The 14,048-nt window shown below is 71.0% G+C and carries 15 protein-coding genes; 6 read left to right on the top strand and 9 right to left on the bottom strand.

The features are described from left to right. Positions 1-3: 3 nt before the first annotated feature. The 3 genes from M4V62_RS38785 to M4V62_RS38775 are packed head-to-tail and all read right to left on the bottom strand — an operon-like array spanning position 4 to position 3,240. Positions 4-900: a carbohydrate ABC transporter permease gene (locus M4V62_RS38785; RefSeq protein ID WP_249591879.1), complete on the bottom strand. Its 897-nt coding sequence runs from the start codon at positions 898-900 to the stop codon at positions 4-6. After that, positions 893-1,876 carry a carbohydrate ABC transporter permease gene (locus M4V62_RS38780; protein WP_425575179.1) on the bottom strand — a complete coding sequence of 328 codons (984 nt, stop codon included), beginning with the start codon at positions 1,874-1,876 and terminating at the stop codon, positions 893-895. Before M4V62_RS38780 ends, M4V62_RS38785 begins: the two co-directional genes overlap by 8 nt. Before the next feature lie 41 nt (positions 1,877-1,917). Beyond that, positions 1,918-3,240, bottom strand: a complete 1,323-nt coding sequence (locus tag M4V62_RS38775) for an ABC transporter substrate-binding protein (protein WP_249591877.1) — start codon at positions 3,238-3,240, stop codon at positions 1,918-1,920. 188 nt (positions 3,241-3,428) lie between these two features. On the opposite strand from M4V62_RS38775, the gene M4V62_RS38770 reads away from it, so the two are divergent. Beyond that, entirely contained in the window at positions 3,429-4,721 is a 1,293-nt protein-coding gene (locus M4V62_RS38770) for an ROK family transcriptional regulator (protein ID WP_249591876.1), read from the top strand. A gap of 71 nt (positions 4,722-4,792) precedes the next feature. Here the strand turns inward: M4V62_RS38770 and M4V62_RS38765 are convergent, their stop codons facing one another. After that, positions 4,793-5,713 (bottom strand): helix-turn-helix domain-containing protein, encoded by a 921-nt coding sequence (locus M4V62_RS38765; RefSeq protein ID WP_249591875.1) that lies wholly within the window; start codon positions 5,711-5,713, stop codon positions 4,793-4,795. A 138-nt stretch (positions 5,714-5,851) separates the two neighbouring features. Here M4V62_RS38765 and M4V62_RS38760 point away from each other — a divergent pair, with 138 nt between their 5' ends. Genes M4V62_RS38760 through M4V62_RS38750 form a run of 3 tightly spaced genes read left to right on the top strand, consistent with a single transcriptional unit; the run spans position 5,852 to position 9,068 of the window. Then, complete coding sequence (locus M4V62_RS38760; RefSeq protein WP_249591874.1) at positions 5,852-6,793, top strand: MBL fold metallo-hydrolase; 942 nt, start codon at positions 5,852-5,854, stop codon at positions 6,791-6,793. After that, a complete protein-coding gene (locus M4V62_RS38755; protein ID WP_249591873.1) occupies positions 6,790-8,322 on the top strand; it encodes a carboxylesterase/lipase family protein in 1,533 nt (510 codons plus the stop codon). Before M4V62_RS38760 ends, M4V62_RS38755 begins: the two co-directional genes overlap by 4 nt. Positions 8,323-8,378: 56 nt before the next feature. Beyond that, positions 8,379-9,068, top strand: coding sequence for a YoaK family protein (locus M4V62_RS38750; protein ID WP_249591872.1), 690 nt, complete (start codon positions 8,379-8,381; stop codon positions 9,066-9,068). A 7-nt stretch (positions 9,069-9,075) separates the two neighbouring features. On the opposite strand, the gene M4V62_RS38745 is transcribed toward M4V62_RS38750, so the two are convergent. Both M4V62_RS38745 and M4V62_RS38740 read right to left on the bottom strand, forming a co-directional pair. Continuing rightward, a complete protein-coding gene (locus tag M4V62_RS38745) occupies positions 9,076-9,537 on the bottom strand; it encodes an SRPBCC domain-containing protein (protein ID WP_249591871.1) in 462 nt (153 codons plus the stop codon). A 29-nt stretch (positions 9,538-9,566) separates the two neighbouring features. After that, positions 9,567-10,250 carry a TetR/AcrR family transcriptional regulator gene (locus M4V62_RS38740; RefSeq protein ID WP_249591870.1) on the bottom strand — a complete coding sequence of 228 codons (684 nt, stop codon included), beginning with the start codon at positions 10,248-10,250 and terminating at the stop codon, positions 9,567-9,569. Positions 10,251-10,356: 106 nt separating this feature from the next. On the opposite strand from M4V62_RS38740, the gene M4V62_RS38735 reads away from it, so the two are divergent. Beyond that, entirely contained in the window at positions 10,357-11,283 is a 927-nt protein-coding gene (locus tag M4V62_RS38735; protein ID WP_249591869.1) for an SDR family oxidoreductase, read from the top strand. A gap of 57 nt (positions 11,284-11,340) precedes the next feature. Here the strand turns inward: M4V62_RS38735 and M4V62_RS38730 are convergent, their stop codons facing one another. Beyond that, the gene (locus tag M4V62_RS38730) at positions 11,341-11,901 is read right to left on the bottom strand and encodes an NAD(P)H-dependent oxidoreductase (RefSeq protein ID WP_249591868.1); all 561 of its coding nucleotides are present in this window, start codon (positions 11,899-11,901) and stop codon (positions 11,341-11,343) included. Between the two features lie 134 nt (positions 11,902-12,035). Between M4V62_RS38730 and M4V62_RS38725 the strand changes: the two genes are divergently transcribed. Next, a complete protein-coding gene (locus tag M4V62_RS38725; RefSeq protein ID WP_249591867.1) occupies positions 12,036-12,689 on the top strand; it encodes a TetR/AcrR family transcriptional regulator in 654 nt (217 codons plus the stop codon). Positions 12,690-12,706: 17 nt separating this feature from the next. On the opposite strand, the gene M4V62_RS38720 is transcribed toward M4V62_RS38725, so the two are convergent. Both M4V62_RS38720 and M4V62_RS38715 read right to left on the bottom strand, forming a co-directional pair. Beyond that, positions 12,707-13,372, bottom strand: a complete 666-nt coding sequence (locus M4V62_RS38720) for a M15 family metallopeptidase (RefSeq protein ID WP_249591866.1) — start codon at positions 13,370-13,372, stop codon at positions 12,707-12,709. Between the two features lie 74 nt (positions 13,373-13,446). Further along, on the bottom strand, positions 13,447-13,998 hold the full coding sequence (locus M4V62_RS38715) for a DinB family protein (RefSeq protein WP_249591865.1): 552 nt from the start codon (positions 13,996-13,998) through the stop codon (positions 13,447-13,449). Positions 13,999-14,048: the final 50 nt, after the last annotated feature.

The following is a 14,048-nucleotide window of genomic DNA, read 5'->3' as shown; positions in this document are numbered from 1 at the left end:
GGGTCACTTGACGGCTCCGGCGGTGAGGCCGGCGACCAGATAGCGCTGGAGCAGGAGGAAGCCCGCGACCACCGGCACGCTCACGACCAGCGAGGCGGCCATGATCTGGTTCCAGTAGACGTCGTTCTGGGTGGAGTAGCCCTGCAGGCCGATGGCGAGGGTGCGGGTGCCCTCGTTCGTCATGACGGAGGCGAAGAGCACTTCTCCCCAGGCCGTCATGAACGCGTAGACGGCGACCGCGACGATGCCGGGGATCGCGGCCGGCACGACGACCCGGAAGAGCGCACCGATCGGCCCGCAGCCGTCGACGAGCGCCGCCTCGTCCAGGTCGCGCGGCACCGAGTCGAAGTACCCGATCAGCATCCAGATCGAGAAGGGCAGCGAGAAGGTCAGATAGGTCAGGATGAGCCCGGCCCGCGAGCCGAACAGGGCGATCCCGGTGGCGTTGCCGATGTTGACGTACATCAGGAACAGCGGCAGCAGGAACAGGATGCCGGGGAACATCTGGGTGGACAGGACCGTCACCGTGAAGACGCGCTTGCCGCGGAACTGGTAGCGGCTGACCGCGTAGGCCGCGAAGACGGCGATCACCACCGAGCAGACGGTGGCCGCGCCCGCCACGATCAGCGAGTTCATGAAGTACTTCGCCAGCGGGACGGTCTTCCAGATGTCGATGTACGGACGGATGGTGAGCCCGCTCGGCATCCAGCGGAACTTGCCCGACACGTCTTCCAGGGGCTTGAGCGAGCTGGACACCATCACGAACACCGGAAGCAGCACGAACCCCGTGAGCAGGGTCAGGAAGATCCGCCGTGACCACAGGAACGAGCGGGGCGCCGCCATCGGCGACCGGGGCTTCGCGGCCCCGCGGGGGCGCACGGCCATGCGGAGGCTAGACATGCACGGACTTCCTCTCGCGCGACGTGACCCACAGATAGACGCCTGTCACCGCGAGCAGGAACAGGAGCAGCAGGACCGACATGGCGGATCCGGTGCCGAAGTTCCAGGTGGCGAACGAGGATTGATAGATGTGGATGGAGATCAGGTCCGCCGCTTCGGGCGCCGACCGGCCGAACAGGACGAACGGCGTGTTGAAGTCGTTGAACGTCCACAGGAACAGGACGAGGACGAGTACCTGGTTGACCGGCCGCAGGGACGGCAGCGTGATGCGGCGGATCTGCTGCCACATCCCCGCGCCGTCGAGCGCGGCCGCCTCGTACATCTCCCTGGGGATGTTCTGCAGCCCGGCCATCATGATGAGGAAGGCGAACGGCCAGCCCTTCCACACCGAGACGGTGAGCAGCGCGACGAAGCTGTTGTCGCCGATGAGCCAGAACGGCGCGCTGTCGGTGAGGCCGAGCTGGTCGTGCAGCACGTGGTTGATCAGGCCGTTGTCACGCTGGAACATGAAGCCCCAGGTGATCACCGCCGCGTACACGGGCAGCGCGTACGGGACGAGGAAGAGCGCCCGGAGGATGCCGCGCCCCTTGAACGTCTCCTGCAGGTAGATCGCCGCTGCCGTCCCGATCAGCCAGCAGAGGCCCACCGAGAGGAGCGTGAAGGCACAGGTGACGAAGAACGAGTGCAGCAGCGCCTCGCCCACCGGCGCGTCGAAGTCGACCGCGATCTCGTAGTTGTCCAGGCCCGACCAGGGCGCGGCGCCCCAGTCGCGGATGAAGAACTGGGTGAGCTCCTTGAAGCTCATCACGCCGCCGATGACGATCGGCAGCAGATGGACGAGGATTTCGAGCAGGAGGGCGGGGAGCAGCAGGAGGTACGGGAGGCTGATGCGGCGAAGCCGTCCGGGACGGCGGCGGCGCGGGCCGCGTTCCGTCTCCGGAGCGGTCACGGACGGCTCCTTCGCGTCCTGAACGATGGTCGTGATCCCAGGGGTCCCAGTGGTCACAGTCGCATCGCTCACTGCTGGGACATCTGCTGCTGAGCCTTGACCAGTTCGGCCTTCACCGACGTGGTGGTCACCTCACCGCCGTCCGCGGCCTTCGCGAAGAGGTTCTTGACGGCGGTGCCGACCGCGGTCTCGAACTGCGACTCGTTGGCCACCTGGGGCAGCGGCGCGGCGCTCTTGGCGAGGGTGTCGCGCAGGACCTTCAGCTCGGGACGGTCGAAGGCGGCGTCCTCCTGCGCGGCCTTGACGGGCGGGACGGAGCCGTAGGACTTGCAGAGGATCTTCTGCTCCGCGTCGCTCGTCATGAACTTCACGAACTTCAGCGAGCCGTCGATGTTCTTGGTGTTCTTGAAGACGGCCATGTTGATGCCCGCGACCATCGAGTTGGTCGCCTTGCCCTGACCCGGAGCGCCGGACCCGACCGGTACGGGCGCCACGCCCCACTCGTCCTCGCTCATGCCCTGCGACTTGAAGGTGGTGGCGGCGGCCTGCCACAGCACCATCGCCGTCTTGTCCTTGGCGAAGTCGCTGAGGGACTGGTTCTGCGCGTACTCGGCGTTGCCCGGAGCGACGATCTTGTCCTTCGCCATCATGTCGACGTACTGCTTCACGGCCGCGACGGCGCCGTCGGAGGTGAAGTCGGCCTTGCCGTCCTCGGTGAAGAAGTCGGCGCCGTGCTGCTTGCCGAGGGCGAAGACCTGGTGGATGTTGTTCGAGAGGTTCGACCCCTCCGCGCCCAGGGCCCACTTGCCGCCCTTGGAGATCTTCTTGCCGTCCGCGACCAGCTCGTCCCAGGTGGCGGGCGGCTTGTCTATGCCGGCCTCCTTGAACATCTTTTTGTTGTAGTAGAGGGCGTACGCCATGGAGTACAGCGGGACTGCCGCCGGGTCCTTGTCCGCCGCCCCGGCCGAGCCGAGCGCGGACTCCACGAAGCGGTCCTTGCCGCCGATCTTGGCGAAGTTCTTCTCGTCCCAGGGCAGCAGGGCTCCGCTGGCCTGCAGTGAAGCGCTCCAGGTGTTGCCGATGTTCAGGACGTCGGGGCCCTGGCCCGACGTCGTCGCGGTAAGGATCTTGGTGAGCAGCTCCGACCAGGGGATGACCTCGAGCTTGACCTTGATCCCCGTCTGCTTCTCGAACTTGGCGAGTTCGGGCTTGAGGATCTTCTTGTCCGCCTCGAGATTGGGTCCTTGGTTCGACGCCCAGTAGGTCAGCGTCTTCGGCGAGTCGTTGGACCCCCCGCCGCCCGTCGTCGAACCGCCGCCGCAGGCGGTCGCGGTGAGGGCGAGCGAGAGGGTGGCGGCGCCGACGGAGGCGGCGGCTCGGAATCTGCGCATGGCTCCAGGTGTCCCTTCCGGAGGGAGTCATGGGGCGGATGGCTCAGCGCCGGACCGAACCGGCGCTGTGTTCAACTCTTGAATGACCTCATGACTTAATTTAGGACGTGAGTTAAACCGGCAGGGAAGATACCGTCAAGGGGTCACACAGAACCAACTTCGAGGCAGAGCAGGCCGGAAGGAACCACATGGCTGGGCAGCGCAACGGGCGTACGGTGCACGACCTGCGGCGGGAGAACCGCGCCGCCGTACTGCAACGGCTGTACTTCGAGGGACCGATGAGCCGCTTCACGCTCGGACCCGCCACCGGGCTGAGTTCAGGTTCCATCAGCAACGTCGTGTCCGAGCTGGTGACGGAGGGGTGGGTGGAAGAGGCGGGCAGCGTGGAGTCCGACGGCGGGCGCCCGCGTACGCTGCTTCGGGTCGCGCCGGGCCGCGGCCAGCTGATCGGCGTGGACGTCGGCGAGACCCGCGTACGCGTCGAACTCTTCGACCTCTCCTTGTCCGAACTCGCCAGAGCCGAAAGGCCGTTGACCCTGAAGGGCCATGACGTCGGCGGCATCGCCGAGCACATCCGCGACGGGATCGGCGAGGTGCTCGACGCGGCGGGCGGCGCGGACGAGGGGCTCCTCGGCGTCGGGATCGGCGTGCCGGGAATCGTCGCGCGCGACGGCGGGCTCGGCGCCGTCGTGCACGGGCAGACCATCGGCTGGAACGCGGTCCCGTTGGAGTCACTCCTCCGGGAGACCGGTCAACTCCCCGCCTCCGTCCCGTACTTCATCGACAACGGCGCCAAGACGCTCGGCCAGGCGGAGATGTGGTTCGGCGCCGGGCGTGGCACGCGCAACGCCGTGGTCGTGCTGTTCGGTTCGGGTGTCGGCGCGTGCGTCGTCACCGAGGACGTGGAGCAGGGCCGCGCCGTCGAGTGGGGCCACCTCACCGTGCGGGTGCAGGGCAGGCGGTGCCGGTGCGGGGCCCGTGGCTGTCTGGAGGCGTACGCGGGGGCGGAGGCACTGCTCGAACGGTGGCAGGAGGCGGGCGGGCGTCCGCCCGGGGGCATGGACGAGGAGAGCGGGCTCACCGCCATGCTGGGCGCCGCCTACCCCGAGAGCGGCGGCGCGGCCGACCCGACGGCGCTGCTGGTCCTGGAGGAGACCGCCGAGTACCTGGGGGCGGGACTCTCCGACCTGATCAACCTCTTCCAGCCGGAGCGGATCCTGGTCGGCGGCTGGGCCGGACTCCAGCTCGGGCAGCGCTTCCTGACCGCGGTGAAGCGCTACATCCCCACCTACGCCCTGTCCTACCCGGCGGGGCGCGTCACCATCGGCCTGGGGCGCCTCGGCCCGGACGCGGTGACGGTCGGCGCCGCGACGCTCCCGCTGGCCGACTTCTTCGCGCGGGGCGGGCGGCGGGCAGCGCCGGTGCGCGAGGCCGAAGTGCCGGGCTGGCAGACCGCGTTGGAGGGGCGGTCGACGCCCTGAGGGCGCGGGTTCCTTGGGGCTCCTTGGGGTTCCTTGGGGTTCCGGGGGGGGTCCTTGGGGTTCCGGGGGGCCTAGGGCTGTCCTGCAGCTGCCCTGGAGCCGGAACGCGGCTGGCCGGAGGCCGGACGAGCGCGGCCGTCGGCGGTGGCCGCTTGCGCGAGCAGGCTCATGGCCTGCCGTGACGGTGAGCCCGGCTCCGTGACGGCGAGCACCAGGAGCTGGTCCGCCGCCTGGGGGAGCTGGAGGCTCTGCTGGGTCACGGCGAGGGTGCCGACGAGGGGATGGCGCATCTCGTAGCGGGCGAACTCGCAGGGGCGCACCTGGTGACCGGTCCACATGGCGGCGAACTCGGGGCTCTTGACCGTGAGTTCACCGATGAGGGAGGTCAGCAGCGTGTCGTCGGGGTGGCGTCCCGCGACCATCCGCAGGTTCGCGACGACGGCTTTGGCCTTCGCCGTCCAGTCGGCGTACAACGCGCGGGTGTGGGGGTCGAGGAAGAGCATCCTGGCGAGGTTGGGGCGCTCGGCCGCCCGCCGGGGGCTGTCGGGGTCCACGTGCGCCGCGAACAGCGCGTGGCCGAGCCCGTTCCAGGCGAGCACGTCGGCGCGGCGTCCGGTGACCAGGGCAGGGACGCTCTGCAGGGTGCTCAGCAGATGGAGCGTGGTGGTGCCCGCCTGCTCGGGCCGTGGCCGCGCGGCGGGGGTTCGCCTTCTGCCCGCGTCGGCGAGGTCGTGCAGGTGCCTGCGCTCCGACTCGTCGAGGCTCAGGGCCCCGGCGATGGCGTCCAGGATCTCCGGGGACGCCCCGAGCGACTGGCCCTGCTCAAGCCTCGTGTAGTACGAGGCGCTGACACCGGCGAGCAGCGCGAGTTCTTCCCTGCGCAGGCCCGCCACGCGCCGCCGGTCGCCGTAGTCCTTCAGGCCGACGTCCGCGGGACGCAGCTGGGAACGCCGCGCGTACAGGAAGTCGCCGAGCCGCCCTCGTTCACTCATGCCGTCCAGTCTGCACCGGCCCGTGCGCGGCAGCCTGACCCTGTCCGGGGTAGGCAGCGGCGGGTCTGGCTGACCTGCGCGGACACGACGACGGTGGTGGTCCGAAGCCAGACAGACCCCGGCCATGGAGCATCCCTGATGGAACAGATCGAACTCGGCGGCGTCACCGTCACCCGCGTCAAGGAGTACTACGGCCCCGTCGGCATGACGCCCGGCCAGTTCCTCCCGACCGTCCCGGAGGACGCCTGGCGCGACAACGCCGCCTGGCACGCGCCCGACTTCCTCGACCCGCGGACGAACATCGTCAACTCCGCGGTCCAGAGCTGGCTGCTGCGCAGCGAGGGGAAGACCATCCTCGTCGACACGGGCGTGGGCAACCACAAGGAGCGGCCGTACTCCCCGGTGTGGAGCCACTTGCGCACCGACTTCCTCGCCGGCCTCGCGCGGGCAGGCGTCGCCCCCGAGGACGTCGACATCGTGATCAACACGCATCTGCACGTCGACCACGTCGGCTGGAACACCTGCCTGGACGGCAGGGACTGGGTGCCCACCTTCCCGAACGCCACCTATCTGCTGCCCAAGGACGACTACGACTTCTGGAACCCGGAGAACGGCCACACGTCGGTGCTCGGCCGCGGCAACCAGAACGTCTTCGAGGACAGCGTCGCCCCCGTGCACCGGGCGGGCCAGGTGCACCTGTGGGAAGGAGCCCACCGCATCGACACCAACCTGCTCCTCGAAGCGGCCCCCGGCCACACCCCCGGATCCAGTGTGCTGGCCCTCGCCAGCGGGAGCGACCGCGCGGTCTTCGTGGGCGATCTGCTGCACGGTCCTGTCCAGCTCGTCGACCCGGACCACAACAGCTGCTTCTGCGAGGACCCCGCAGGCGCCCGCGCCACACGCCGACGGATCCTGGGCCGGGCCGCCGACCACAACGCGCTCGTCGTCCCCGCGCACCTGGGAGGCCACGGCGCCGCCGAGGTCGAGCGCTCGGGCAGCGGGTTCGCCATCAAGGGGTGGGCTCCCTTCACGCCGTACGAGCGTGCGGTGTCAGACGACGTTCAGGTGGCGAAGGCATGACCGCCGCGAACCGCACCGGCACCCGCACCGTGACCACCGCGCAGGGAAGGGTCGCGGGCGCCCGGCACGAGGGCTTCGCGGTCTTCCGCGGCATCCCGTACGCCGCGCCCCCGGCCGTCACCGGGCGCTTCGCCGCGCCTCGGCCGCACGCCCCGTGGGACGGCGTCCGGGACTCCACCGTGGCGGGGCCGACCGCGCCGCAGCCCGAGCGGAACCTGGGCGCGATCGACATGTCGCCCTACTTCGGCCCCGGCTGGGTGCCCGGGGACGACTACCTCACCCTCGACATCTGGGCCCCCGACCGCCCCGGCCACCAGGGGCAGGACCTGGACCCGGGCGACCCGGGCCTGCCGGTCATGGTCTTCGTGCACGGCGGAGGCTTCGTGGCGGGCTCGACCAGGGCGAGCCTGTATGACGGCGCCGCCTTCGCGCGGGACGGCGTCGTCCTGGTGACCGTCAACTACCGCCTCGGCATCGCGGGTTTCCTCGACCTGCCGGGAGCGCCGCGCAACCGTGGTCTGCTCGACGTACTCGCCGCCCTGCGCTGGGTACGGGAGAACATCGCCGCGTTCGGAGGGGACCCCGATCAGGTCACGCTCTTCGGCCAGTCCGCCGGTGCCACCCTCACCGGTGCCGTCGTCGCGGCGCCGGAGAGCATCGGTCTCGTCCGGCGCGCCATCGTGCAGAGCGGCAGCGGCCTGGGCGCCTTCTCGCCCGAACAGGCCGCCCGGGTGACGCGGGCGGCAGCGGTCGAGCTGGGCATCGCCGCGCGGGCCGACGCCTTCGAGACCGTCCCCGACGCACGGCTGGTCGAGGCCACGGCCCGGCTCGGCGGCATCGACCTGCGGACCACCACCGCCTACGACCCGTTGATCGGGCTCAGCCCCTTCAGCGTCGTCGCGGACCGCCAGCCCGCCGATGCCATCGCCGCCGGGCAGGGCAACTCCGACATCGATCTCCTCATCGGCACCAACACCGAGGAGGGCAACCTCTACCTCGTGCCCTCCGGCGCGTACGCCACATCGACCCCGGCCGACGTACGCGCCGCCGCCGAACGCTCCCACCCCGAACCGGACTTGCTGGTCGCCGCCTACCGCGCGGCGCACCCGGAGGCCACCGCCGGGCAACTGCGCTCCGCCGTTATGGGCGACGCGCTGTTCGGCGCGGGGAGCCGGGCCCTGGCCGATGCCCACGCCGACCGGTCTTCTGGCGCCACGTACAGCTATCTGTTCGACTGGCGCTCCCGCGCCTTCGACGGGCTGCTCGGCGCCACCCACACGATGGAACTCCCCTTCGTCTTCGGCCTCGACCCGGCTCAACTAAGCGGCCCCGACGCCCTGTTCGGTCCGGGCGTCCCTCCGCCCGACCTCTCCGGCCGCATGCATGCCGCCTGGGTCGGCTTCGCCCGCACCGGTGACCCCGGCTGGGCGCCGTACGACACCCGTCGCCGGGCGACGGCGGTCATCGGCCGGGGCTGGGCGGTTCGTGAGGACCCCGGAAGCGAGGTGCGCCGGGCCTGGGAGCGGTGAGGTGAACTCGGCGGCGCCGGGTCGGGGCGCGGCGCGTCCCTGCCGAAGAGAACGACATGAACTCATTGCTCGACCGGGCCGCCGCCCGCCTCTTCCCCGAGACCGATGGCCACCATGGTGTGCTGCCTCCGCTCCTCGTGCTGCTGACCTTCGTCACCGGTCTTGTCGACGCCGTCAGCTATCTCGGCCTCGACCGTGTCTTCGTCGCCAACATGACCGGCAACGTGGTCTTCCTGGGCTTCGCGCTCGCGGGCGACGTGCAGCTGTCCGCGACGGCGTCGCTCCTGGCGGTCGGCGCGTTCGTGGCCGGCGCGTGGGCGGGCGGGCTGATCGCCCCACGGGTCGCGCAGCCGCTGCGGCTGTTCGCGCTCCTTGTCGCGGCGCACGCCGTGCTCGCGGCGGTCGCCCTGGTGCTCGACCTCGCCGCCGACTTCAGGCATGTCCTGATCGTGCTGCTCGCGCTCGGCATGGGGCTGCAGAACGCCGTGGTCGGCAAGCTCGCCGTACCCGATCTGACCACGACCGTCCTCACCCGCACCCTGACCGGTCTGGCCTCCGACCGGCCCGGTCCGGCCTCGGTGCGCAGATTCGTGTCCGTCGCCGCGATGTTCACCGGCGCCCTCGCGGGCGGACTGCTTCAGCTCCACCACGGCATGGCCGCCGCGCTCGCGCCCGCGATCCTGCTGCTGACCGCCGTGGCTCTGGCGGCGTTCCTTCGGGGCGCGGCCGAGCTGCGTGCGCGCTGAGCTCCGTCTACCGCGCGCCCTCGACGAGCCGGGCGAGATTCGCCAGCGCCATGCGCGTCCCCGTCTCGTTGTCGGCGGCGGGAATGCTGTCGGGGATCCCCTCGTGCACGACGAGGACGGCGGTTCCGCCGTCCTCGTCGGTGAGCGTGGTCGTCATCGTCATCGTGCCGCGCAGGGCGGGATCCTCGGCCTCGAACGCGAGCACTTCGACGACCTGCTCGTCCGGCACGAGCTTGGCGAAGTGGCCGTGGTACGTGTCGGTGTGCGAGGCCGACTTGCCGGTGCCGGACCGCGCGTCGTAAGTGAGCGAGACGCGGAACCGCCCGCCTTCGCGGGGATCGAAGGTGTGCACGTGCCCGCTCATGCCGTCCGGGACGCGCCAGCGCGCGACCGCGTCCGCGTCCAGAAGCGCCTGGTAGACGGCCGTACGCGGGGCGTTCACGTGCCCGGACACCTGGGTCGAGTACATGAGGCCAATCTAGTCAGTCGATGCGGCGCTCAGTGTGCGGCCCGTGCGAACAATCCGCTGAGCAGCACTTCGAGTGCCTCGCGGACGAACGAGGTGAAGTCGAGCCGCATGGCCGCCAGTTCGGGATCGGCTTCGTACGCGGCCAGCATCGCGGCGGACGGCTGCGAGTGGGTCCAGGCGGAGCCCGTCACCATGACGGCGTAGGCGGCGAACCGCATCCCGTCCTCCTCGGTGAGCTCCGGCAGGTGCGCGCGCACGAGTCCGATCAGTACGCCGACGCTCGCGATGGCGGCTCGCTTGTGCTCCGCGGCGACCTGCGGGGAGACGTTGCGCTCCAGGACCGCGGCCTGCGCGCTGACCAGGTCGCACAGGACGGGGCGCGCCGCCAGCGACGTGGCGATCGTGGCGGACAGCTGGTCGCAGCGCCCGGTGGGGGACGCGGTGGCGTCGACCGCGGAGGCGAGCTCTCGGTCGAGCTCCTGGAGCCACTCCCCCAGGGCGACGTCGAGCAGTTCGAGCAGCACGGCCTCGCGGGACTCGAAGTAGCGCAGCACGTTCGACTTCGCCAGGCCGACGCGGCGGCTCAGCTCGTTGAGGCTCAGCTGGGCGACCGGCATCTCGGTCAGCATCGCCGCCGCGGTGTCCAGGATCGCCTGTCTGCGTACGGCGCGCTGTTCCTCGCTGCGGGCGCGCCGGAAGGGCGTTTCTTTCATGACCGGAGTCTACAGACCCCTGGTCTGTTGTTATCGGACCGGCGGTCTGCTAGCTTCGAATGCAAGAGACCGATGGTCCGATATCTGCCCCTTCCGAGGAGTCACCATGTACGTCGTCCCTGATCAGACCGGCGCCCTCGCCGTCATCACCGGCGCGAACAGCGGCACCGGCAAGGAAGCCGCCCGCCGTATCGCCGGTGCCGGAGCGCATGTCGTGCTGGCCGTGCGCACGCCCGCCAAGGGCGAGCAGGCCCGCGCCGAGATCCTCGCCGAGCACCCGGAGGCACGGATCGACGTGCGCCGGATCGATCTCGCGGACCTGGCGTCGGTCGAGGAGTTCGCCGACGGCCTCATCTCCGACGGCACGCCCATCGACCTGTTGGTCAACAACGCCGGAGTGATGGCGCCGCCCACCCGTATGACGACGGCCGACAACTTCGAGCTGCAGATGGGCAGCAACTTCCTCGGCCCCTTCGCGCTGACCGTGCGGCTCCTGCCCCTGCTGCTCGCGGCGCAGGCCCCGCGCGTGGCCACCATGAGCAGCGGCATGGCCGACTACGGCCGGATCCGCTTCGACGACCTCCAGTGGGAGCGCCGCCGCTACAGCCCCTACCGCTCGTACGCCCAGTCCAAGCTCGCCGACCTGATGCTGGCCCGGCAGCTGGCCGCCGTGTCCGCCGAGCGCGGCTGGAACCTCCTGAGCACCGCCGCCCACCCCGGCTACACCCGCACCAACCTCCAGACGGCGGGCGCGAGCCTCGGCAGCGACAAGCCGAGGTCCGCCCCGCTCACCTCGCTGAGCTTCCTGCCCTCGCAGGCGGTCGGGCCGGGCACGGAACCCCTGCTGTACGCGGCGACCAGCCCCGACGCCGTGGCGGGCGGCTACTACGGTCCGGGCGGCCGCTTCGGCCTCGTCGGCCCCACCACCACCGCCCGGGTGACCAAGCGGGCCCTGGACCCCGAGACCAACGCCCGCCTGTGGCGCGAGGCCGAACTCCTCACCGGCGTCACTCTGCCCGCGCCCGTCGCCTGACACGCAGGACCGCGAGGCGCCGTACGGGACCGAGCCCGGCCCGGCCCTGTGGAAGCGTCAGGCAGCGGCGGGCGCGGCCTGCTCGGTGAGGCGGGCGACGACCTCGGTGAGGGCCGTGGCCACCTCGGTGTCGTCGGCCGGGTGGGTCTCGGCGAAGCGCGTCAGGGAGGCGGGGATGGACAGCTTGGCGTCCTCGATGACCGCGCCACCGGCGATGCCCGCGGCCTTGCGGGCCTCGTCCTGCGCCCACACGCCGCCGTACTGGCCGAACGCGGTGCCGACGACGGCGACCGGCTTGCCGGAGAGCGCACCGGCGCCGTACGGGCGGGACAGCCAGTCGATCGCGTTCTTCAGGACGGCGGGCATGGTGCCGTTGTACTCGGGCGAGAAGAGGAGGAAAGCGTCGGTGCCGCCGGCCACCTCGCGCAGGCGGGCCGCGGCGGCCGGGACGCTGCCCTCGACGTCGATGTCCTCGTTGTAGAAGGGCACGTCCGCAAGACCCTCGAACAGCTCGACGTCCACGCCCGCGGGCGCGTGCTTGGCCGCGGCCTCGGCGAGCTGACGGTTGTGGGATCCGGCGCGGAGGCTGCCGACGAGGGCGAGGATGCGTACAGACATGGCGTAACTCCTGAAAGACGTGCGGACGAGAACTCATATACGGAAAAGAAGCAAGCGGACCGAGGTCCGTTTAAAGTTGTACCACCTATCCGGACCGCGGTCCACTTATCCGCTCGGGGCGCTACGCTGGATCCATGACCGGCTCCGCTCTCCCGCCCCTTCCCTCGCCCGACGCCCCGGGCGGGGCGAGGGAGCTCGCCCTCACACCGGTCGGCGAACCGCCGTCGCTCAGGGCCGACGCGGCGCGCAACCGCACGCGCCTGCTGGAGGCCGCCTCAGAGCTGATGGCCGGATGCGGGGCCGCGCAGCTGACCATGGATGCGGTGGCCACGGCGGCCGGAGTCGGCAAAGGCACCGTCTTCCGGCGCTTCGGCGACCGCACCGGGCTCCTCGTCGCCCTGCTCGACCACCGTGAGCAGCAGCTCCAGGCCGCCTTCCTCTCGGGCCCGGCCCCGCTGGGCCCCGACGCCCCGCCCCTGGAGCGCCTGCACGCGTTCGGTCCCGCCCTCGTCCGCCACGAGCGCGACCACCACGAACTGATCCTGGCCTCACGGACCGACCCGCTGCGCACCTACGCCGTACCGGCGAACCGGCTGCGCCTCACGCACGTGACGATGCTGCTGCGGCAGGCGGGCGCGGCCGGCGACACCGAACTGCTCGCGCACGCCCTGCTCGGCTCCATCGACAGCGTCCTGGTCCACCACCTGACCGTCGGGCTCGGCATGCCGCTCGACCGCGTGGACGCCGGGTGGCACGACCTCGTCGACCGGCTGCTGCCCGCGCGGTAGGCCTGCCTGATCCGGCGCTAGGGACGGCTCAGTTCCATCGCCCCGTACAGAGCGTGCGGCGCGCCCGTGGCCAGGGCCCAGTAGCGGTCGCCGTAGGACCAATGCCACCACTCGGTGGGGTAGTTGACGAGTCCCTCGTTCCGCAGGGCCGTGCCGAGGATCTCGCGGTTGCGGCGGGCTCCGGGGGTGATGTTGTCGGCATCGGTGTAGCAGGCGCCCTCGCTCTCCTCCGGGTCCGCGTTCATCCGGGTGCCCAGGTCGAGTTCGCGGCCGTCGGCGTCGGCGAGAGTGAGGTCCACGGCGGAACCCTCGCTGTGCGGTGCGATCCGGGGCGGGGAGACATAGCGGCTCGCCGCCGCGTGGAGGCGCTCGGCGTCCCACGTGGGGTGCAGGGCCCGGAGGTGGCCCTCATACTCCTCGAAATAGCTGCGCTGCAGCCACGGAGGGCGGTAGCCCTCGACGAACAGCAGGCGCAGTCCGCCGGGCAACAGCCCCTGGGCGTGCAGGAGGCGGGCAAGGACGCCTTCGCGCAGCCGGGCGAAGGCGTCATCGGTGTCCTGGGCACGGGTGTCCACCAGGAGCGCGCCGTCGTGGCGTACGTCCACGAGGGGCTCCCCGCACTCCCGCACCGGTACGGCGGCCACCTTCGGGTCGGACATCAACATGATCTCTATCGGACTCATGGAGAGATCATCGCCGTCGCCGCGAGAGCGGGCGCAGCCAGCCCACCGCTGCACGTCACCGCCGCACGACACCGCTACACGCCGATCGCGCCGTCGATCCGCTCGCGGAGCAGGTCGGCGTGGCCGTTGTGCCGGGCGTACTCCTCGACCATCTGGATGAGCACCCAGCGCAGCGACACCGTTCCGCGCCACCCGTCGTGGCCCTCGATGTCGAGGTCGGGCGCCTCCATGACGAAGCGGTCGGCGAAGGCCGCCTCGGCGCGCCAGGCCTCCCATGCGGCAGCTATCACGGCGGGTTCGGGTACGGCGCCGTCGAAGTCGTGGTCGGGGTGCGTGTCCGTACCGAAGAGGAGCGGCACGTCCTGACCGGCCAGCACGCGCCGGAACCAGCGGCGCTCCACATCGGCGAGGTGCCGGACGAGACCGAGCAGCGAGAGCGTGGACGGCTCGACGGATCGCAGGGCCAACTCGGCCTCCAGGCCCGCGCACTTCAGCTCCAGCGTCGCGCGCTGGGCGGCGAGGAAGTCGGCGAGCATGTGCCGCTCTTCGCCGGTGGTCCGTGCGTCGAGCCGGCTGTCCCGCTCTTCGTCCACGAACAGTGCCGCTCGTCTGCGTCCGCTGGTCATGGCCGCCATCCAACCGGGAACCCCCCGCGCGGGACCAGTGGTTATCGGCG

Source organism: Streptomyces durmitorensis (genome assembly GCF_023498005.1).
Classification (GTDB): Bacteria; Actinomycetota; Actinomycetes; order Streptomycetales; family Streptomycetaceae; genus Streptomyces; species Streptomyces durmitorensis.
The sequence above is the reverse complement of the archived record's forward strand: the minus strand, read 5'-3'. Positions and strand labels throughout refer to the sequence as shown.